Genomic DNA, 20,085 nt, shown 5'->3' on the forward strand with positions numbered 1-20,085 from the left:
TTTTTAACTCATTTATTTTACTGTTGCCATAAAGGCTCATTTTTCCAATTTAATAAATTACCTTTTCCATCTGATGGAATACCTATGTATTTTATAGGAACTGATGGATATTTATTAAATAAATCATCAACTTTATTTGCCAATGTATTTGTTGGATTTGCTCTATCTAACATATATTTTAAAACACATAGAAAATAAAACATACGTTTATTATTCTGATATCTTATGTTTACCCAATTGCCTTTTGGTTTTAAAAGTCTATTGGGTTCTATTGCTAAATCTCTATTCCATAATCTAGAATGATGCGCACATAAATTTCTTACATAAGTTAGTGTATGTAACCAAGAAGTAAATACTTTGTGATGTACATCAAAAAAAGAAGCAATTCTTTTTTTGTCTTCATTGTTTCGCAAACCTCTGTAAATATGAGACAACTCTCCCATTGTTAATAATTCTAAACACATCCAAGAAGGTGGGTTTGATGGAGATTGATAAGTATCTATATAATGTTTGATAAATACTTCTGGTTTTCGATTAGATTTTGCTTTAGAAATAATGTTTTGTAAATCGTTGTAAGGATCTACTAAATTACCAACCCTATTATAAAAAGGTTGCTTAAAAATTGCTTTATTATCTTGCCAATGTGCATCTTTATAATGTAATGCCATTGTGTAAATAAATTGTGTACGAATGGTTATTTCTAAACGCTCTATGCAATCAAAAACCAATAAACGTAAATCTTTATCAAACATGTATGTCTGTACAATTTGATTAAAATTTACACCAGCATTAAAGGTGTCTTTAGTTTGTTGATATGGTAAAAAATAGGCGCTTAGTCTATAATAACTAATGCTTTGTAAATATTGTATGGCTTTTGTTGCATCTTTAACCTGTAAGTTTCTGCCTTGTAATTGTGCTAATTGCGCTACAAAAGACAAAGGAGGTTTATTGTATATTTTTTTTGACATCGCATTAAATGAAAAAACCTTCCAAGTGTGCATTGTAAAGAGGCAAGGAAGGTGTATTATTGTTAGTAGGTTGTGTACTGTCTAATGCTAAAAATGTACAAAAATTGTTATTTTGCAACACTGCAAAACTACACTTTTTATAACATTTAGCAATAGGTATTAACATTTTTTTGTTGTTTTTAACATTATTTATTTAAACAAACATTTGCTGCAACAAACCTTTTTTAAACGCTTGTGTTTTGTCTATTTGTGTTTGTACGGTTTCTATTTTTTTATCTATAGCACTTAAATAATTGGCTATTTTTTGTTGTTCTTTTAGGGATGGGATTTTTAATTTAAAATTATTAATAGCCTTTGTATCTAAAAAAGGTTGAGCGTTACCAGTAAAAAGCCCTCTTTGTTGTCTTAATATTAAGTCTGATTTTAAGTAGAAAATTAAAAAGTCGGCTTTTACTTTTTTTGCTCTTATTCTTGGCGCGTTATAACTAAAAGCTAAATCTATAAATTCATTTGGCACTTTAAAAGTTATACCTGCTGTCGCTCCAGTACCAGCAATTAAAATATCATCTTTTGATATTCGAAATCTTTTAATATCATTTGTATTTTTAATAAAAACAGGTTCATTGCCTAAAAAATCACCAATTCTAATTAATCTAATACTATTTGATTCTTTATTAACATAATTTATATATTGCGAACCTGCTCCTCTTTTTATATCTGCAATCTCCCCCAACCTCTTCTCTTCCCAATCTGGGAAAGAATTTTGTTCATTTTTAGAATTAGAGATTGCTTCACTATCGTTCGCAATGACGCCTGTTTTATTTGAGTCTGGTTTAAAACGCAATTGCTGACTAAACAATTGTTGCATTACGCCTTTTTTGTAGTTGGCTAACAACTCCTTTTTTTGCCCAAGTTGTTGGATTTTGGTATCTACAGCTGTTAAAAATGTGGCTATTTTTTGTTGTTCTTTTAGGGATGGAAATGCAATTTTAAATTTAACAATTTCACCTACAGTTAATTGTGGTTGAGCACTACCAAACGAAATTTTTTTAATTTCATTTTGAATTTGATTAGATCTGAAATATCTATTTAGATAATTAGATACAACAAATTTAGAATCTGTTCGAATTAAAACCATTCCAGAATTTATTCTTAAATTTTCGAAATGAATACTTTCATTGTAATATGCGATATGACCCACTGAACCTCTTGTAGTTAGAACAATATCAAATCTTTTCAGCTTTCCTTTTCTTAAAAGTAAATCTTTTTCTTTACTTATAAATGATGTTACCGCAAATGAAAAACCTTTTTTAGTTACATTTTTTGCATTTAAAAAAAGACAAAAGCCATCGTTTGAAAAATCATTACCATTAGGATAATTTTTTCCTCTATCACCATCAATTACCTTTATATTAATAGTATTTAATCTCTTTTTACTCCATTCACCCTCAAACTCTTTAAAACGAAGTTTGGGTACAAGTAAGTCATTACGAAGCTCTTGTTGCGAGGTACGAAGCAATCTTGCTGAAGTAATCTCTTTATTATTGGGTTGTAGGTTATTCATTTTAACTTTTTAGTTTGTATTTAGAGATTGCTTCACGCTCACTGCGTTTCGTTCGCAATGACGTTAAAGGTTCGCAATGACTTCTTTGTTTGCAATGACGTTTAGAATGGCGTTTCAATATTTAATTCTTTACAGAAATTTGCAATAGTTTGGTCTGTTGCTGCTATGTCTTTTTCTAAGTTTTGTAAATCTGTGGCAACTGCTTTTAAATCTACAAGTTCTTCTTCTTCAAAAGTATCTACATACCTTGGTATGTTTAAATTGTAATCGTTTTCTTGTACTTCTTCTAAAGTAGCCAAATAACTATATTTATCTTTGGTTTGTTTGGTTCTGTAGGTTTCTATAATATTTTGTAAATGTGTTGCTGTTAAAACGTTTTGTGTCTTTACTTTTTCAAAAGCATTACTGGCATCAATAAATAAAATATCTTTTGTAGTTCTGTTTTTCTTTAAAACCAAAATACAAGTGGGTATGCTTGTGCCATAAAAAATATTGGCTGGCAAACCAATAACAGCATCTAATTGGTTTTTGTCTTCTATTAAATATTTACGAATATGACCTTCTGCTGCACCTCTAAACAAAACGCCATGTGGTAAAACACAAGCCATGGTGCCATTATCATCTAATTGATGAATCATGTGTTGTACAAAGGCAAAATCGGCTTTACTTTTGGGTGCCATTTTTCCATAAGGCGAAAAACGTTCGTCACTAATAATACTATCTGGATTCCATTTTGCAGAAAAAGGCGGATTTGCAACAATGGCTTCAAAACGTTGTTCTCTATGTTTTGGAGACGGATTTACCAATGTATCTTCATTATAAATATCGAACTTTTTGTAATGTACATCGTGCATAATCATATTCATTCTACACAAGTTGTACGTTGTTGGGTTGCTTTCTTGCCCATAAAAAGCACCAACTTCTTGTACTTCTTTGGCAACTCTTAATAGTAAAGAACCAGAGCCACAAGTTGGGTCGTAGACAGATTTTAAACGTTGTTTGTCTGTAGTTACCAATTGTGCTAATATTTTAGAAACTTGTTGTGGTGTGTAAAATTCGCCTGCTTTTTTTCCTGCTCCAGAGGCAAATTGCCCAATTAAATATTCGTAAGCATCACCTAAAACATCATTTTCATCGTTTTCTAAATCAAAGTCTATGTTTTGTAAATGCGTTAATACTTTTACAACGAGTTCGTTTTTGGCTTCTTCTGTTTTTCCTAGTTTGCTACTGGTTAAATCTAAATCTTCAAAAAGATTGCCAAAATCTTCTTCAGATTCGCTGCCCATTGTACTTTGCTCAATGTTGGTAAGCACTTTTTGCAAGTCTTCTAAAATAAATTTGTTTACACCACCAGCATTTCCTCTTTTAGCCAATTCATCAAACAATTCTGTAGGATGTAAGAAATATCCCAAACCATCTAAAGCCATAAATTTTATTTCTTGAAACAAAATCTCTTCTTTTTCATGCCCTATAACTTCGTTGTAAGTTAAATTATCTGGTTTTAAAATATAATTGGCGTGCAAGCTCATTTTTTTACTTAAATATTTGTAAAAGATAAAGCCTAGTATATAATCTCTAAAATCATCTGCATCCATATTACCACGTAAATCGTTGGCAATATTCCATAAAGTTTGTTGTAATTGTAGTTGGTTTTCTGACATTTAATGGTGTGTAATTTTATATGAAATAGGTTTCATAAAGTTTCGCAATTTGTTTTTTTAAAATTAATGAAAAATTAGCATTGCGCAAGGAGAAATTAAGGTTGTTTTTAAATTGTGAAGTTGTTTGGGTATTACTTTAATAATACAATCTAAAATCTAACAATTTACAAGCCTTATAAAATTTTTGATGCAATTCTTCTACCACATCTAACACATTTTCATCTTCATTAAATAAGTTAAAAAAAGCTTTGTCTAGTTGAATGCTCGAAATTCCGTTTTCCAGATTTCCGTAACCAGAAATTGCTCTTGCGCCTGTAATATCTAAAAAATATTGCGCTTCCTCCTCTTCTAAATCCAATACTTTTGCGTTAGAAAAATGTAGAATTTTTCCTTGTAATCTGCCTTCAAACAATTCTGCAATTTCTTGTAAGCTGTAGTAATAATCATTTATGCACACATTATTTGCTTCACCAGTAAAAATTAAGTAAATAATTTCATAATCTTTAAAGTTATGATCTTCTGATAATAAAATAGTTAAACTATCTTCTAAACCCTCTATAGTATCACAGGTTTTATGAATGCTAGCAATACCAAATTGTGCTGTTAATTGTGCCAAATCTTTTTGAGTTGCTGTAATTAAATCTGTTTCAACATCATTAACAGCCTCTAAACAGTAAATAAAATAATCTGTATTCTTTAATTGTTCTTGTGGTAATTGTGGCTTTTTCTGTAACAAACTTCCTGTTTTTTGAAAATGATTAGTGTTGCTAATTTAAGAAATGATTTTTTTTTAGGATGAAATACACTAAAGAATTATTAGAGAGTTTAAACTAAACTTAGTAAACGATTAAAAAAAAGGTTATTTAGATAATGAGTAACCTTTTTTTATTTTTAAGATTTCTTTAGTATTTATTTTTTGTAAATTATAGCCATGAAAACACAAAACTACACGCCAGGTATTTTACAATACATTCCTTTTTTTTATGTGATTTGGTCAGATGATTTATTATCCTACTCAGAAATTTCTGTAGTTACCAAAGCTTTGGCAAAAGATGCTACACTTACTAAAGAAGATTTTGCATATTTAAGAGCCTGCTTGGATAAAAAAAATCCGCCAGCAAATGATACTTTAAAAGACTGGAAAAACACTATTGCCAATGCAAATATAAAGTTAGTGGAAAGTGATACCTATCCCCTAGCCAGTTTTAGTCAAAAAATGATTTGCCATCATTTTGAAGATTGTCCGTTTAATCCGCATTTAAAAGACATTGAAATCAATTTAGGCATACAGCCAAACCATTACAACCATTTATTTGAAATAGAAATTGTAAAAGAAACTACTGCAGATTTTTATGATGCAACAGCAATAGACACGCTATTAAAAGGAACAGAAACTGCTGTAATTGATGCTTTTAGAGAAACGGTTAAGCACCCACTTTTTAAATGGCAAATTAAAAGAACTAAAGAAGATTTTAGAGCACATGTTTTAGAACAAGTTAATTATTTGGCGACTAAAGGTTATGGCGCTATGGCTTTTTCTGATGTTTATGGCGGTACAGAAAACATGAATGGCTATGCAGCTATTTTTGAAAACATGATGTATGTAGATGGTAGTTTAACCATAAAATTTGGCGTTCAATTTGGTCTTTTTGGTGGAAGTATTCAAAAATTGGGCACAAAAAAACACCACGATCAATATTTACTAGAAACAGGAAAAGCAAATATTTTAGGCTGTTTTGCTATGACAGAAACAGGCCATGGCTCTAATGTTAGAGGTATTAAAACTACGGCTACTTTTGATGCTGAAACTGATAGCCTTATTATACATACACCAGGAAAAAATGATAATAAAGAATATATTGGCAATGCTTTAGATTCTAAAATGGCATCTGTTTTTGCGCAATTAATTGTAGCTGGCAAAAACCATGGTGTACATGCTATTTTAGTAAATATTAGAGATAAAAATCATAATTTAATGCCAGGTGTTGTTATAGAAGATAATGGTTACAAATTAGGTTTAAATGGTGTAGATAATGGTAAAATTTGGTTTCATCAAGTGCGTGTTCCTAGAGAAAATCTATTAAATAAATATGGAGATATTACTAAAGATGGGCACTATTTTTCTAAAATAGAAAACCCTAGCAAACGTTTTTTTACCATGTTAGGTACTTTGGTTGGTGGTAGAATTTGTGTGGCACGTGCAGGTTTAGGCGGTGCAAAAAAGGCTTTAGCCATTGCTGTAAAACATGCTCTAAAAAGAAGGCAATTTAATGATAGTATTAAAATACAAGAAGATTTATTAATGGATTATCCAAGTCATCAACTACGCTTAACGCCCGCTGTTGCTGCTTGTTTTGTATATGATGTTACTTTAACACATGTAATGAAAGTGTATAGTGATAAAAACACCACCGATAAACGAAAAATAGAAACACAAGTTGCAGGTTTAAAATCTATAATTACTTGGTTTGCCAATGACACCATACAAGAGTGTAGAGAAGCTTGTGGCGGAAAAGGCTATTTAATAGAAAATCAAATTGCAGATTTAAAAGGAGATGTAGACATTTTTACCACTTTTGAAGGTGATAATCACGTTTTGTTACAATTGGCTGCAAAAGGAGTTTTGTCAGATTTTAAATCGGAATTTAATAGTGCTGGTTTTACAGCAGTACTAAAATTGTTAGGCAATAGAATTAACGATAAATTTAATACTATAAACCCAATTTATACCAATAATGTAGACAAAGAGCATTTATACAATGCTAACTTTCACAAGCACGCTTTTAATTATAGAACCAGAAGATTAACGTATACAGTTGCCAAGAGAATTAGAGATTATGTAAAAAAAGGAGTACCTGCTTATCAAGCTTTTTTAAAAGTACAAACGCATTTATTGGCTTTAGGGAAAGCCTATAGTATAGAATTAGCATATACTACCTTTGTAGATTTTACAGCAACAATTCAAGATGAAAAAAACAAGCAACTTTTTGAGAAATTGGGAACATTGTACGCGCTAAATGAAATTAAAGAAGATGCATCTTGGTATTTGGAACAAGGCTATATTGGTAGTACAAAATCGAAAGCAATTCGCAAACGTGTAGAAAGACTTTCTACAGAATTAAGACCACATATTGGTGTTTTGGTTGATGGTTTTGGTATTCTAAAACATTGTTTGGAAGCGCCTATTGCGAATTAAAAGCGAAAAAAAATACACTTTTAAAAGTTTTGCTGTTTTAAAATGTGCTGAAATCTGAATTAAACGAATTAAACTTAGGTTTATGACGTGTTGTAAAATATACCAAAGAAACTTTTTGCTTCTAAATTAAATTATTGAATTTTGATAAAAGTAACTTTTAAGTTACCTTTGCAGTAATGGAAAAAGTTAGAGAAGTAATACAATACAAAAATCATTTTGAAAACTTTCTAATTTCTCAACCTGAAAAAGTACAGGATAAGATATTTAAAGTAATTGAAATTATTGAGACATATCAACACGTGCCGAAAACATATTTAGCACCAATGAAAACGCACAAAGGATTGTATGAAGCTCGTATAAAATTAGGCTCGAACATTTGGAGAGTTTTTTGCTTTTTCGACAAAGGAAAATTAGTTATTCTTTTAAATGGTTTTACTAAAAAGACACAGAAAACACCGAAAAAAGAAATAAATAAGGCTGTGAAACTAATGAAAGAATATTACGAAGAAAAAAACAAATAATTATGGAAACTAAAAGCTGGAAAGAAATTAAAAACAGTGTTTACGGAAAAAAAGGAACTGAACGCAGAGACGAACTCGAAAGAGATTTTGAATCATTTAAAATTGGGTTACTTTTAAGAAATGCTAGAGAAGGTAAAAACCTAACTCAAGAACAACTTGGAGAAATTATTGACAAAAAAAGAACTTATATTTCAAGGGTTGAAAATAATGGAAGTAATTTAACATTAAAAACTCTTTTTGATATTGTTGAAAAAGGTTTAGGCGGAAAAGTGAACATTTCTATTGAAATATAGAAAGTACATTTTACAACACCGTATAAATTTTATTGCTTTTATTGGCTTATTTTGGAAACTTCTCGCACACTTTTAATTCAGTAAATATTTACTAACTTTACGCTAAATCAACGCAACAAAGTTTATACATTCACGTTACTTTACTAAACGAAAAGGAGCGTTTCCTAAAGATAACTTTTTTATAAAAAGCAATTGAAATATTTTTGAATGAAAATCTAATTTTATGAAAAAAATAGTTGTTTTAATTGGTCTAATAAGTCTACTTGGTTATCAACAAAAAGAGGAATCTCTATTAGATAAATATTGCTTTGTTGTTGGAACTTTACGCGATTATATGGGGCGTGAAAAATATAATAGTGAAAAAGATTTGGTAGATCAATATCATCCATCAGAAAAAAAAATATATAAAGCGATTGAGGCTATGTTTCAAAAATCATATCCAGATTTAAAGTTAAACGTTTATGAAAATAAAAAAACAGACTACATTAGGTATCAATTGCGTTCCAAAAACCTTAAAGATACATTAGACAACTTTTACAACTTTACATATTCTGGTCGTGGAAGAGCTAGAAAATATATTGATTTTGATGCCATTAATATCGATTCATTAATTAAGAATAAGCATTTCTTTCAAGAAAATTATGATACCATATTTGAAGGAAGTTTAAAACAAGAAATCTTTAAAACAAAAAAACAAAAATTATCTTTTATCACTGGAGCCTATGTGAGATATGGTTCTCAATTAGATACTTTGCATCAAATAAGTTTAGCGAATTCCACAAGTAAAGTAAAAGTCTTAGAAGAGCTACTTAAAGATATCGGTTGCACAGATGTTGTTTATGAAATTAGAAAAGCCATACCTTATGGACATAAAGTCCGTTTTAAACCTACCAAATCATTAAAAAATTATTTTGAAAAATATAGGTTTTTAAAGTGATCTGATTTTATCCTTGAACCAAAAAAAAAAGGAAATTTACCACATGATTTAATATGATTATCTTGCTTTAAAATTTTATACCAATTTTTATAATGGCAAAATCAACTATAAAATACTCTAGAAGAACATTTACAAAACTAGCTGCTACCGCTTTTGCTGGTTTGCCACTACTTTCTTTTCAAAATGGATTTGTTGATAGCGTTGTAAATAGTCCAAAAAAGTTAGATATCCATTTATTCTCTAAACATTTGCAATTTTTAGAATATGATGCAATGGCCCAAGCTGCCGCAGAAATGGGGTTTAATGGTTTGGATTTAACCGTTCGTAAAAACGGACATGTTTTACCAGAAAATGTAAAAACAGATTTACCCAAAGCTTTTAAAGCCATTATAAAACAAGGTTTAACTCCTAAAATGTTAACTACCAATGTTTGGGATGCTAAGGATCTGGTACATCAAAATGTACTTAAAACAGCAAGTAATTTAGGTTTTACGCATTATAGAACCAACTGGTTAAAATATCCAGAAAATAAATCGATACCAGAAAGTCAGGCTTTGTTTGGTAAACAAGCTAAAGATTTGGAAATTTTAAATAAAAAATTAGGAATTATTGGTGGCTATCAAAACCATACAGGTAAAAATGTAGGCGCACCAATTTGGGATTTAATTCCTATTTTAAAAGCCACAGAAGGTAAATTTATAGGCAGTCAGTATGATATTAGACATGCTGTTATAGAAGGTGGAGAAAGTTGGGAATTGGGCCTTAGAATTATAAAACCATACATTAATTCAATTGTAATAAAAGATGTAAAATGGGGCAAAGTTAAAGGCAAATGGAAACCCATTAGTGTGCCTATGGGTGAAGGAATGGTAGATTTTAAACGTTATTTTAAGTTGCTTAAAAAATACAATATTAATGTACCTGTTTCTTTGCATGTAGAACATGATTTAGGTGGCGCAGAGAAAGGACGAGCAAACTTTACAATACCTGAAAAAGAAGTTTATAGACGCATACAACAAGATATAAACTATGTAAAAGAAGTTTGGCAAACGGTATAAGTTATTCTTAAACTAAAATTGTTGTTCCTGAATCTGTTTTATTTTTATTTTCATCAAAATAAAAATCGATTCTTCCTAAATGAACACCATAAGCACCTACTTGATTTACCAAGATGTTTTTATCATCTAAATTTTTTACAAGTGTTGGTTTTGGTAAAAATGTATGTGTGTGTCCTCCAATAATTAAATCGATATTTTTTGTAATTTTTGCTAAATTTAAATCAGAAATTTTATCAGGATTATTTTTGTAATAATAGCCCAAATGAGAGAGACAAATAATTAAATCGCACTTTTCAACAGTTTTTAATTTTGTAGTAATGTCTTGCGAAACAGTTACAGGATCTAAATATTTGGTTTCTTTGTACATTTTTTTGCCAACTAAACCTTCAAGCTCTACTCCTAAACCAAAAATCCCTATTTTAACGCCGTCTTTTATAATTATTTTATAAGGCTTAACATGGGTATCTAAAACAGTATTTTTAAAATCGTAATTTGCAGAAACAAAATCGAATTTTGCATTTGGTAATTGTTTGTACAAACCTTCAATTGAATTGTCAAAATCATGATTTCCAATTGTGGCAACATCATATTTTAACATGCTCATCAACTTAAACTCTAATTCACCACCAAAATAATTAAAATACGGTGTTCCTTGAAAAATATCACCAGCATCTAATAATAAAGTGTTTTTATTTTCGCGCCTAACTTGGTCTATTAAAGTAGCTCTTCTTGCCACTCCTCCTCTATTTGGGTTTCTGTTATGCGTTGGTTTAAATGGCTCTATATGGCTATGTGTATCATTTGTATGTAAAATTGTAATGTGTTTTTTAGCGTTGGTTTCTAAAGTTGGTAAAACCAAACCACTTGCCATTGTTAAGGCAGAAGCACTTCCTAACTGTTTTATAAAATTTCTTCTTTTCATCATAATTATTGTACAATTACACGATTATCAATTACAGCTTTCAATTCTGTTTCTTTTTCAAAATAAACAATAATAGCATCTCTAATTTTGTAATTTAATTTTGTTAAAGAAATAGGGTTTTTAAAAAAATTCATACGATCGCCACCAGTTTGTAAATAATCTGATGTTAAAACGGTATAATTCTTATTTTGGTCAAACTTTTTACCACCAATTGATAATTCAAAAGCATTGTTTTTAATGGTTAACTGCATTTGTTTAGATAACGGATGTGCAGTTTTATTTTGAATAAGATAGGTTACCAATTCCACAATTTTTTCTCCAGATAATTCTACTACAACAAACTCATTTTCAAAAGGCATTAATTTAAAAGCGCTTTCTTTGGTAACGTTTCCTGTAGAAATTGGCGCACGCAAACCACCACTATTAAACATGGCAAAATCTATGTTTTGTTTCGTTTTTTCCAGGTAGATGGGATTTGCAATTTCATAACATAAATCTGCCATTAGATTTCCTAAAATACTTTGCATGCCAATAGCTTTTTTGGTAAAATCTAGAGGTGCTTTGGTTAAAACACGTTGCATTTCATTTACCAACTTTTCTTTATACGGAGCTATCATACTATCAATTTTAGCATCAGCCATTAAAGTTGAATCTATTGCAATGTTTTTTGCTGTAATTTTAGTTAATTTTTTAGGCGAAGTTGTTACTGTATTACAAGAAACGGCTAAAAATAAAATGCAAATAAAAAAGATGTATTTCATTGTTTTTTTTTGGTTGAAGTTTTAAAAATAATACATTTTTAATTAATGTGAACTGTAATATAATGTTGATTTAAAATTTGTGAATTGTCAGTTCTAGTGATTTTTAGAAACGTAAAATTGTATCGAGAATTCATTCCATTTAAAATTTAGAATCAAACTCTAATAAACTTTGTTTTAAGTAAAATTTACTACTGTTTTAAGGCACTAAAAAGCTTCCTTTAAAACCATTTTCTGTTTTATCAAAACCAACTCTAATATGGTTTGGGCGTTTCAGTTGTAAATATTCAATATGGTTTGGTATAATTTTAATTATGCAAAAATTAGGTTCATTATCACTATAATTTACAGCATCAGGATTGTTAATAATAGCACCTGGTGCTAAAGCTGTGGTGTAATCTTTTTTAGCATTTTCACCTACAGCACTCCAAAAAGGTTTCAATTCTTCTTTATCTGTAACCACAATTGCTTTACCGTCTAAACGAATTTGTAATAATTTTTTAGGATGATAAAACAAGGCGCTTACAGTATTGTTTTTCTTAATATGTGCTACTTTTTGAGACCTTGTATCTGTGTAAATAATAGTGGTAAAATCTGGCAATACTTTTCTTAAAACAACAGTTCTTAAGCTTACATTATTATTTTGAATTGTACCAAAACTAAAATACCGAAATGGATGTTTTCTTTTGCTAAATCCATGAATCAATTCATGTTTTAAATTTTCTAAAATTTCTGGAATCATCATATAATTGTAGGGTTCTCTTTTTTATAAAATTTAGACTTCTTTTCTTAATACTTCTAAAGGCGGACTTTTAATAACAGATTTTAAATTGATTAAACCAATAAAAACGACTAAAAGTGTAATTATTGGTAAAAAAACAACAAACGGAATTGCAGAAGGAACAAAAGGTTCTTTAAAAACCAAAGTAGCCAACAACTGACTGGAAATTAAGGAAAGTAAAATTCCTGTTAAACTACCTAAAACGCCCAAATAGATATATTCTAAAGCCGTTATTTTTAAAATCTGTTTGCTTTTTGCACCTAAGGTTCTTAACAATACACTTTCTTTTACCCGTTGATATTTGCTATTTCTAACAGAACCAATCAACACAATAAAACCTGTAAGAATGCTAAAAAATGCCATAAAATTAATTACCCATGTAACTTTGCCTAAAATGTCTTCTACAATGGTAAAAACTTGTCTTAAATCTAAAATAGTAACATTGGGGAATTTTTGCACCAAATCTCTTTGCAGTGCTGCTGCACTTTCTTCAGTTTCTGCAAAAGTAGAAATTACATTAAATTGTGGTGCGTTTTCCAAAACTCCTTCAGGAAACAATACCATAAAATTAACTTGCATGCTGCTCCAATCTACTTTTCTAATGCTACCCACAATGGTTTCCATAAACAAACCTTGTATGTTAAACGCAAGTGCATCTCCTACTTTTAAATTGGCATCTTTTGCCAAATTATTAGAAATAGAAACATAAACAGGTGTATTGGGTTTCTTTTTTCCTTGATAAGTTCCTGAAATAATTTCTTCTGTTTCAGATAATTCATTTCTATACGTAACACGAAATTCTCTATTTAACATCCATTTTCGCATGCTAATTGCAGTATCTTTTCTAATTTCATTTGCTGTTTTACCTTGCATTGCTGCAATTCTCATGGTAATAATGGGGATGTTATCAATTACTTCAAAATTTTTACTTGTAAAATTAGCTACCAAGTCTTTTACTTGGTTTTGTTGTACATCTAACAAAATAATATTTGCTTCTGTTTTTTTACTGTTGATGTTTGTTTTTGCTAATAAAATATCTTTACTAAAATACAAGGTACTAATTAAGAATGTACCAAACCCAATAGCCAAAACCAACACTAAAGTTTGGTTGTTTGGTCTAAAAAGATTCAATAAACTTTGTCTGCTTACAAAACCCCAAGAAGTAGGAAAATACTTTTTAACCAATTGTATAAAAAGCATTGAAATGCCTGTAATTATTGCAAATATTACACAAATTGTCAACGTAAAGAAAAATCCATTTTTGGCATCGTTTAACATCCAAAAAGAAAATAAAAAAATGAATAATAAAATGGTTAAAAACACTACTATTCTTGCTTTTTTTGGTTTCTGTTGCTTTTCTTCTTGTCCTCTTAAAACCTCTAAAGGAGAAACATACCAAGTGCCTAATAAAGGTAAAAGTGCAAATAAAACCGACATTAAAATTCCTAAAATAATTCCCATTACAATAGGTTGATAGGTAATGCTTATTTTTACAGTAAAAGGCAAAAACTCTTGTAAAATATAAGGAAATGCATATTGTAAGCTTGCACCAATTAACGCACCAATTAAACCGCCAACAAAGCCAACACCTATAATTTGTAAAAGATAAATGATAAAAGTTTGTTTTCTAGAAGCACCTAAACATTTTAAAATAGCAACATTTTTTAGTTTTTCTTTAATGTAAATATGCACAGCACTTGCAATACCAATACAACCTAATAACAATGCAATAAATGCAACTAAATTTAAAAATCGCCCAACATTATCATATCTTTTCCCTAACCTTTGGCTTGTGCTTGTATGGGTATCTAAATCTGCATTTTCTACATCTAAAATAGGATCTAGTTCCTTGTCTAACAACTCCAAATCCATTTCTGGTGCTTTAAAGAAATATTGGTATTCTTTTCTACTTCCCAATTGTAATAAATTGGTTTTTTCTAAATAGTTTAAAGGAATTAAAACTGTTGGTGCTATTGATGAAGAAATAGCTGTAGTACCAGGAATTGCTTTTAAAGCACCAATAATAGGAAAAATAACTTTACCCAGTTTTATAGAATCACCCGGATTTAAATTATATTGTAACAACAAAGTGGCATCAACCAAAGCACCACCTAATTTTTGATAGTTTTCTCCTGCATTTTCTGGCACAGTAGTTAACTTTCCGTAAAACGGAAAATTACCTTCCATAGCTCTAACTTTTACTAATTTTGTACTTTCACTTTTTGGAAAAAGTGCCATAGAAACAAAATTGATTTCAGCAGCATCTGCATGTAAAGAATCTATAATTTTTAAAACTTTTTTTGAAGGAGTTTTTCGAGCATCAATAATAAAATCTGCGCCCATTAAAGCCTTTGATTGATTTTTAATGTTTTGCTTTAAATTATTGCTAAACAATTGAATAGAAACTACAGCGCCAATACCCAAAACAATAGATGCCATAAATAATAGCAATCTAGAAATGCTTGCTTTACCATCTCTCCAAGCCATTTTTAAAAGCCATCTAAAAGGTGTTTTTACATTATTTTTATGCATGAATATGAGAAGTTTTTTCGTTTGCAATAATTTTACCACCTTTTAAACGTAAAATTTGCTGAGTTCTATTCGCCAATTCTAAATCGTGTGTAATAATTACCAAAGTTGTGCCTGAAGCTTTGTTTAATTCTAATAATAACTGAATTACTTTTTCGCCAGTTTCTTCATCTAAATTTCCTGTGGGTTCATCTGCAAATAAAATAGTTGGTTTGTTGGCAAATGCTCTTGCTAAAGCAACTCTTTGCTGCTCTCCACCAGACAATTGTGTTGGATAATGGTTTAACCTATCTGCTAAACCAACTTTGGTTAACAATTCCATTCCTATTTTAGTTGCATTTTTATCGCCTTGTAATTCTAAAGGAACAATTACATTTTCTAATGCAGTTAAAGTGGGTAACAATTGAAAATTCTGAAAAATAAAACCCACTTCTTTATTTCTTAGTGCAGCTCTTTCATCTTCATTTAAGTTTTCCAAATTAGTGCCACACAATTCTATGCTTCCTTTTGTAGGATAATCTAAACCAGCGCACAAACCCAACAACGTAGTTTTTCCGCTTCCAGAAGGACCAACTATAGAAAAAACACTTCCTTTTTCTACTTCAAAAGAAATATTGTTAAGAACTGTTAATTGTTTAGAACCACTGCTGTAAGTCTTCTCTAACTGCTGAATCTTTAATATCTTTGACATTGATCTCTTAATTTTGAAGTAAAAATGAACACATCGAAAAATAATCAATTGAAAATGAAACAAGGCGCTTTAAAACGAGTTATTTTCTTAAAATTCTGTTATTTTTCTATATTGATATTATTCATTTCTTGTAAAAACGAAACTAACAAACCAAATAAATTATCGTTAGATTCAAAACAAGCTACAGAAGTTATAACGTCTACAAAAACTACCTCAAAAAAGATTATTTTTTTTGGTGATAGTTTAACGGCAGGTTATGGTTTAGATGATGTAAACGATGCTTTTCCTGGTTTAATTCAACAAAAAATAGACAGTTTACAATTAAAATACACAGTTATAAATTCTGGCGTAAGTGGAGAAACCACTGCTGGTGGTAAAAATAGAATAGATTGGGTTTTAAGCACAAAACCAGATATTTTTATCTTAGAATTGGGTGCAAACGATGGTTTGCGTGGTTTACCTTTAGCAGAAACCGAAAAGAATTTACAAGTGATTATAGATCGTGTAAAAAGCAAATATCCTGATACAAAGATTATTTTAGCAGGAATGCAAATTCCACCCAATATGGGACCAGAATATTCCACAACTTTTAAAAACATTTTTCCAAATCTTGCAGAAAAAAACAAGTTGGCTTTAGTTCCTTTTTTATTAGAAAATGTTGGCGGTATTGCAGCTTTAAATCAAACGGATGGCATACACCCAACAGCAGAAGGACACAGCATTTTAGCAGAAAATGTTTGGATAATTTTAAAAGAAATCTTGTAACATGAAAAATACTAAAAACGGAGTTTTAAATGTATTAGATACACCATTAGAGGTTTGCTCTTGCAACCCAAAAACAGGTTTTTTTAGAGATGGTTTCTGCAATACCAACATGCAAGATACTGGCACACATGTGGTTTGTGCAATTGTTACCGAAGAATTTTTAAAGTATTCTTTATCTAAAGGAAACGATTTAATTACACCAATACCCTTTTATAATTTCCCTGGTTTAAAACCAGGAGATCAATGGTGTTTGTGTGTTTCTAGATGGAAAGAAGCTGCAAAAGCTGGGGTTGCACCTTTGGTAGATTTAAAAGCAACTCACAAAGCCGCTTTAAAATATGTTTCTCTAGAAAGTTTACAAAAATATAGTATTTAGCATTCGTTTATTTTTTGTTTTTTAATATGCTATATCAAGTGTAAAAAGGCTGCCCAAAGTTTCTTCCATTTCTTTTATTTTATGAGTTGCATTTATTTCTTTTAAAATATTTAATATGCAAATTCCCTATTTAATTTATTTTAAGTAGCCACTTATTTGTAAACTAAGACCAATTTAAAAAATTGATTTTATTTTAAGAATTATACAGTTTACAAAATTTCAATAAAGTATCTTCGCGCGCATTATGTGGATGTATTTAGGTTTATTAGCGGCATTGTTTTTAGGTTTGCACAATTTGTGTAAAAAACATGCGGTACAAGGCAATGAAGTTTTTCCTGTTTTGTTGGGAACAATTTTAGCAGGTTTTATGGTTTTTGTTCCTTTTTTTATAGGTTCTATTTATTATCCTGATGCTACCAAAGAACTTGGTTTTTATATTGAAACAATTCCATTAAAAACACATGGTTTTATCTTTATAAAATCTATGATTATGGCCAGTTCTTGGGTTTTAGCTTATCAAGCTTTAAAACATTTACCTATAACAATTGTTGCACCTATACGATCTGCAGGTCCTTTTTTCACCTTTATTGGTGCTATAATTATCTATAAAGAATCGCCTAATTTTTTACAATGGATTGGTTTTTTTGTTATTATACTTTCCGTTTTATTGTATTCTAAAATTGGCAAAAAGGAAGGCATTATTTTTAAACGAAATAAATGGATATTCGCCATAATTGGAGCAACTTTTTTAGGTGCTTTAAGTGGTTTGTATGATAAGTTTTTAGTACAAACTTTGGCACTAAATCCGCAAACGTTGCAGTTTTGGTTTTGTTTTTATACCATATTAATTTTATTATTCATATTAAGTATTACCTGGTTTCCTTATCCAGAAAAAAGAAAAGCGTTTAAATTTAGGTGGACAATTATTGGTGTAGGTGTTTTACTACAAACTGCAGATTATTTTTATTTTAAAGCTTTACAAGATCCAGATGCTTTAATTATGTTGCTTTCTGCCATAAAAAGGAGTCAGTTAATTATTGCTGTTGTAGTTGGTGGTTTGTTATTTAAAGAACAAAATAAACGTAAAAAATTAGTACCTCTTTTTGGAATTTTACTAGGTGTTTTTTTGATTTTGTATTCTTAATTAAAGTTTAGCCACAAGCAAAAAAAAATTACGTTCCAATTTAAAGTTTTACCTTTGTAGAAAAAAATAATGGCTGATAAAGCATTCATAACATCTGAAATATTAAAGTGGGCTAGAAAGTCCGCTAAAATTTCTGCGGAAGATGCTGCCAAAAAAATTTCTGTATCACCCGAAAAATATTTAACTTGGGAAGATGGAGTTGATTTTCCAACTATTCGACAAGCGAAAATCTTAGCGAAAAGTTTTAGAAGACCTTTTTCGTTATTTTTCTTGCCTGAAATACCAAAAGATTTTCATCCACTTCAAGACTATAGAAGAGATGACTCTCAGGAATTAGATACAGCTTCTTTATTTATAATCCGAGAAGTTCAAGAAAAACAAAATTGGATAAGTCAACTATTTGAAGAAATAGGAGAAAGTACACTTCCATTTGTTGGTAAGTATTCCATTAACGATAATCCAGAGACTGTTGCAAAAGACATTTTAGATACTTTAAAGATTAATCCGAGTGATTATAAAAAAACACCTATTTCTGAATGGATAGATAAAGCAGAAAGTGCAGGAATATTTATTTCTCGTGCAAGTTTCTTACACTCAAGATTAGTTTTAGATAAAGATTTAATTCAAGGATTTGCAATTACAGATAAATATGCACCATTTGTTTTTGTAAACTCAAAAAACTGGAATGCACCACAACTTTTCACGCTTGTCCACGAATTAGCTCACATTTGGATAGCAAAATCAGGTGTATCAAATGAAATAGAAATTGATTTTATAGACAAACCAAAATCAAAATTTCATCCTGTAGAGTTATTTTGCAACCAAGTTGCAGCAAATGCATTAATGCCTAAAGAATTAATAACTCAACTTGGAAATGATACTTTTGAGTCAAATAATAAGATTTTTAAACAATCAAAAGAACTTGGAATAAGTTCGTTTGCTTTTTTAGTTCGTGCATTAAACTTAAATTTAATTTCTCAATCCGAATACAAGTCTTTAAAACAACATGCTCAAAATGAATTCGAAAAGTTTTTAGAAAGAGAAAAAATTAAAAAAGAGAAACAAAAAGAACGAAAAGGAGGTCCTGATGCTTATTTACTTCGTTTAAATAAAAACAGCAAACTATTTACAAGAATAGTGATGGACTCTTTTAAAAATGGCTCACTATCACCTTCAACTGCTAGTAATCTGCTTAATACTCAGATAAATAAATTTCAAAAATTCGAAAAACTACTTGCCTAATGTTTAAAAATGAAAAAGTAGTTTACTGTATTGATGCTAATATTCTAATTCAAGCTTGGCAAAAATATTACTCGCCCGAAATTTGTCCATCGTATTGGGAAGTATTAAATGATTTAGGTAAAAAGGGAATAATATTTATTCCAGAATTAGTTTACGAAGAAATTGAGAGTGGAGAAGATAACCTATCAGAGTGGTTAAAGAAAAGTGATATTCCAATTAGAAAAATTGATGGAGAAGTAACAAATCACCTAAAACAAATATATTCATCTAATCCAAATCATAAATACCTAGTTTCAAGTAACGGAATTCACTCAAAAGCTGACCCTTGGGTTATTGCACACGCTATGAAAGAAAATGCAATCGTAGTTACAAAAGAAACGAAAGACTATTTTAAAAAACAAACGAAAATTAAAATACCTCACGTTTGCGACAATATGAATGTTAAGTGGATAGATGATTTTGAATTTATTAGAAATTTGAATATTAAATTTACTTGTAAATCGGAATAATTCCAGATGGCTAACACCGTATATAATTTATTGCTGGCTTCTTGCCTACTTGCGAAAGTCCTCGCAGACTTTCTTGGTCGGTAATTATTTACTAACCCGAGTTCGATTAATATTTAGATAGATTTTATTAGCAAAAAAGATAGATTTTTAGTAAATTAAAGTACTGAAAT

General features: G+C 29.8%; 19 protein-coding genes. 10 read left to right on the forward strand and 9 right to left on the reverse strand.

Going from position 1 to position 20,085, the window contains the following annotated elements; all coding sequences use genetic code 11:
* Window positions 1-17: 17 nt before the first annotated feature.
* The 4 genes from Q0762_RS04465 to Q0762_RS04480 form a co-directional block, all read right to left on the reverse strand.
* Window positions 18-968: an Abi family protein gene (locus Q0762_RS04465; protein ID WP_298764085.1), complete on the reverse strand. Its 951-nt coding sequence runs from the start codon at window positions 966-968 to the stop codon at window positions 18-20.
* Window positions 969-1,161: 193 nt separating this feature from the next.
* On the reverse strand, window positions 1,162-2,532 hold the full coding sequence (locus Q0762_RS04470; protein WP_298764087.1) for a restriction endonuclease subunit S: 1,371 nt from the start codon (window positions 2,530-2,532) through the stop codon (window positions 1,162-1,164).
* 101 nt (window positions 2,533-2,633) lie between these two features.
* Window positions 2,634-4,193, reverse strand: a complete 1,560-nt coding sequence (locus tag Q0762_RS04475; protein ID WP_298764089.1) for a type I restriction-modification system subunit M — start codon at window positions 4,191-4,193, stop codon at window positions 2,634-2,636.
* 136 nt (window positions 4,194-4,329) lie between these two features.
* Window positions 4,330-4,929: a DUF6642 family protein gene (locus tag Q0762_RS04480; protein ID WP_298764091.1), complete on the reverse strand. Its 600-nt coding sequence runs from the start codon at window positions 4,927-4,929 to the stop codon at window positions 4,330-4,332.
* A 195-nt stretch (window positions 4,930-5,124) separates the two neighbouring features.
* Between Q0762_RS04480 and Q0762_RS04485 the strand changes: the two genes are divergently transcribed.
* From Q0762_RS04485 to Q0762_RS04505, 5 genes are all read left to right on the forward strand, one after another.
* Window positions 5,125-7,389, forward strand: a complete 2,265-nt coding sequence (locus Q0762_RS04485) for an acyl-CoA dehydrogenase (protein WP_298764094.1) — start codon at window positions 5,125-5,127, stop codon at window positions 7,387-7,389.
* A 176-nt stretch (window positions 7,390-7,565) separates the two neighbouring features.
* The gene (locus Q0762_RS04490; RefSeq protein ID WP_298764096.1) at window positions 7,566-7,910 is read left to right on the forward strand and encodes a type II toxin-antitoxin system RelE/ParE family toxin; all 345 of its coding nucleotides are present in this window, start codon (window positions 7,566-7,568) and stop codon (window positions 7,908-7,910) included.
* 2 nt (window positions 7,911-7,912) lie between these two features.
* A complete protein-coding gene (locus tag Q0762_RS04495) occupies window positions 7,913-8,203 on the forward strand; it encodes a helix-turn-helix transcriptional regulator (RefSeq protein WP_298764097.1) in 291 nt (96 codons plus the stop codon).
* A 223-nt stretch (window positions 8,204-8,426) separates the two neighbouring features.
* A complete protein-coding gene (locus Q0762_RS04500) occupies window positions 8,427-9,140 on the forward strand; it encodes a hypothetical protein (protein ID WP_298764099.1) in 714 nt (237 codons plus the stop codon).
* Between the two features lie 92 nt (window positions 9,141-9,232).
* Window positions 9,233-10,198 (forward strand): sugar phosphate isomerase/epimerase, encoded by a 966-nt coding sequence (locus tag Q0762_RS04505; protein ID WP_298764101.1) that lies wholly within the window; start codon window positions 9,233-9,235, stop codon window positions 10,196-10,198.
* 7 nt (window positions 10,199-10,205) lie between these two features.
* On the opposite strand, the gene Q0762_RS04510 is transcribed toward Q0762_RS04505, so the two are convergent.
* From Q0762_RS04510 to Q0762_RS04530, 5 genes are all read right to left on the reverse strand, one after another.
* Entirely contained in the window at window positions 10,206-11,120 is a 915-nt protein-coding gene (locus Q0762_RS04510; RefSeq protein ID WP_298764131.1) for a bifunctional UDP-sugar hydrolase/5'-nucleotidase, read from the reverse strand.
* Between the two features lie 5 nt (window positions 11,121-11,125).
* A complete protein-coding gene (locus Q0762_RS04515; protein ID WP_298764103.1) occupies window positions 11,126-11,881 on the reverse strand; it encodes a 5'-nucleotidase C-terminal domain-containing protein in 756 nt (251 codons plus the stop codon).
* A 196-nt stretch (window positions 11,882-12,077) separates the two neighbouring features.
* The gene (locus Q0762_RS04520; protein WP_298764105.1) at window positions 12,078-12,623 is read right to left on the reverse strand and encodes a pyridoxamine 5'-phosphate oxidase family protein; all 546 of its coding nucleotides are present in this window, start codon (window positions 12,621-12,623) and stop codon (window positions 12,078-12,080) included.
* A 30-nt stretch (window positions 12,624-12,653) separates the two neighbouring features.
* Window positions 12,654-15,146, reverse strand: coding sequence for an FtsX-like permease family protein (locus Q0762_RS04525; RefSeq protein WP_298764133.1), 2,493 nt, complete (start codon window positions 15,144-15,146; stop codon window positions 12,654-12,656).
* 37 nt (window positions 15,147-15,183) lie between these two features.
* Window positions 15,184-15,879, reverse strand: a complete 696-nt coding sequence (locus Q0762_RS04530) for an ABC transporter ATP-binding protein (RefSeq protein ID WP_298764107.1) — start codon at window positions 15,877-15,879, stop codon at window positions 15,184-15,186.
* Between the two features lie 24 nt (window positions 15,880-15,903).
* Here Q0762_RS04530 and Q0762_RS04535 point away from each other — a divergent pair, with 24 nt between their 5' ends.
* The 5 genes from Q0762_RS04535 (at window position 15,904) to Q0762_RS04555 (ending at window position 19,915) form a co-directional block, all read left to right on the forward strand.
* Window positions 15,904-16,644 (forward strand): arylesterase, encoded by a 741-nt coding sequence (locus Q0762_RS04535; protein ID WP_298764109.1) that lies wholly within the window; start codon window positions 15,904-15,906, stop codon window positions 16,642-16,644.
* A 1-nt stretch (window position 16,645) separates the two neighbouring features.
* Window positions 16,646-17,020 (forward strand): DUF2237 domain-containing protein, encoded by a 375-nt coding sequence (locus Q0762_RS04540; protein WP_298764111.1) that lies wholly within the window; start codon window positions 16,646-16,648, stop codon window positions 17,018-17,020.
* Window positions 17,021-17,264: 244 nt separating this feature from the next.
* Window positions 17,265-18,164 carry an EamA family transporter gene (locus tag Q0762_RS04545; protein WP_298764114.1) on the forward strand — a complete coding sequence of 300 codons (900 nt, stop codon included), beginning with the start codon at window positions 17,265-17,267 and terminating at the stop codon, window positions 18,162-18,164.
* Window positions 18,165-18,233: 69 nt separating this feature from the next.
* Complete coding sequence (locus tag Q0762_RS04550; RefSeq protein WP_298764116.1) at window positions 18,234-19,406, forward strand: XRE family transcriptional regulator; 1,173 nt, start codon at window positions 18,234-18,236, stop codon at window positions 19,404-19,406.
* Window positions 19,406-19,915: a DUF4411 family protein gene (locus tag Q0762_RS04555; RefSeq protein WP_179314801.1), complete on the forward strand. Its 510-nt coding sequence runs from the start codon at window positions 19,406-19,408 to the stop codon at window positions 19,913-19,915. The genes Q0762_RS04550 and Q0762_RS04555 overlap by 1 nt, the downstream gene beginning before the upstream one ends.
* Window positions 19,916-20,085: the final 170 nt, after the last annotated feature.

It is taken from the genome of uncultured Polaribacter sp. (assembly GCF_947495205.1).
In the GTDB taxonomy this organism is placed as follows: domain Bacteria; phylum Bacteroidota; class Bacteroidia; order Flavobacteriales; family Flavobacteriaceae; genus Polaribacter.

Excerpts from the sequence above, each read along its gene's own strand:
- Q0762_RS04475 (WP_298764089.1), bottom strand. The coding sequence starts at position 4,193 with ATGTCAGAAAACCAACTACAATTACAACAAACTTTATGGAATATTGCC.
- Q0762_RS04535 (WP_298764109.1), top strand. The coding sequence starts at position 15,904 with ATGAACACATCGAAAAATAATCAATTGAAAATGAAACAAGGCGCTTTA.
- Q0762_RS04555 (WP_179314801.1), top strand. The coding sequence starts at position 19,406 with ATGTTTAAAAATGAAAAAGTAGTTTACTGTATTGATGCTAATATTCTA.
- Q0762_RS04505 (WP_298764101.1), top strand. The coding sequence starts at position 9,233 with ATGGCAAAATCAACTATAAAATACTCTAGAAGAACATTTACAAAACTA.
- Q0762_RS04540 (WP_298764111.1), top strand. The coding sequence starts at position 16,646 with ATGAAAAATACTAAAAACGGAGTTTTAAATGTATTAGATACACCATTA.
- Q0762_RS04525 (WP_298764133.1), bottom strand. The coding sequence starts at position 15,146 with ATGGCTTGGAGAGATGGTAAAGCAAGCATTTCTAGATTGCTATTATTT.
- Q0762_RS04510 (WP_298764131.1), bottom strand. The coding sequence starts at position 11,120 with ATGAAAAGAAGAAATTTTATAAAACAGTTAGGAAGTGCTTCTGCCTTA.
- Q0762_RS04495 (WP_298764097.1), top strand. The coding sequence starts at position 7,913 with ATGGAAACTAAAAGCTGGAAAGAAATTAAAAACAGTGTTTACGGAAAA.
- Q0762_RS04520 (WP_298764105.1), bottom strand. The coding sequence starts at position 12,623 with ATGATGATTCCAGAAATTTTAGAAAATTTAAAACATGAATTGATTCAT.
- Q0762_RS04490 (WP_298764096.1), top strand. The coding sequence starts at position 7,566 with ATGGAAAAAGTTAGAGAAGTAATACAATACAAAAATCATTTTGAAAAC.
- Q0762_RS04465 (WP_298764085.1), bottom strand. The coding sequence starts at position 968 with ATGTCAAAAAAAATATACAATAAACCTCCTTTGTCTTTTGTAGCGCAA.
- Q0762_RS04500 (WP_298764099.1), top strand. The coding sequence starts at position 8,427 with ATGAAAAAAATAGTTGTTTTAATTGGTCTAATAAGTCTACTTGGTTAT.
- Q0762_RS04485 (WP_298764094.1), top strand. The coding sequence starts at position 5,125 with ATGAAAACACAAAACTACACGCCAGGTATTTTACAATACATTCCTTTT.
- Q0762_RS04530 (WP_298764107.1), bottom strand. The coding sequence starts at position 15,879 with ATGTCAAAGATATTAAAGATTCAGCAGTTAGAGAAGACTTACAGCAGT.
- Q0762_RS04550 (WP_298764116.1), top strand. The coding sequence starts at position 18,234 with ATGGCTGATAAAGCATTCATAACATCTGAAATATTAAAGTGGGCTAGA.
- Q0762_RS04470 (WP_298764087.1), bottom strand. The coding sequence starts at position 2,532 with ATGAATAACCTACAACCCAATAATAAAGAGATTACTTCAGCAAGATTG.
- Q0762_RS04515 (WP_298764103.1), bottom strand. The coding sequence starts at position 11,881 with ATGAAATACATCTTTTTTATTTGCATTTTATTTTTAGCCGTTTCTTGT.
- Q0762_RS04545 (WP_298764114.1), top strand. The coding sequence starts at position 17,265 with ATGTGGATGTATTTAGGTTTATTAGCGGCATTGTTTTTAGGTTTGCAC.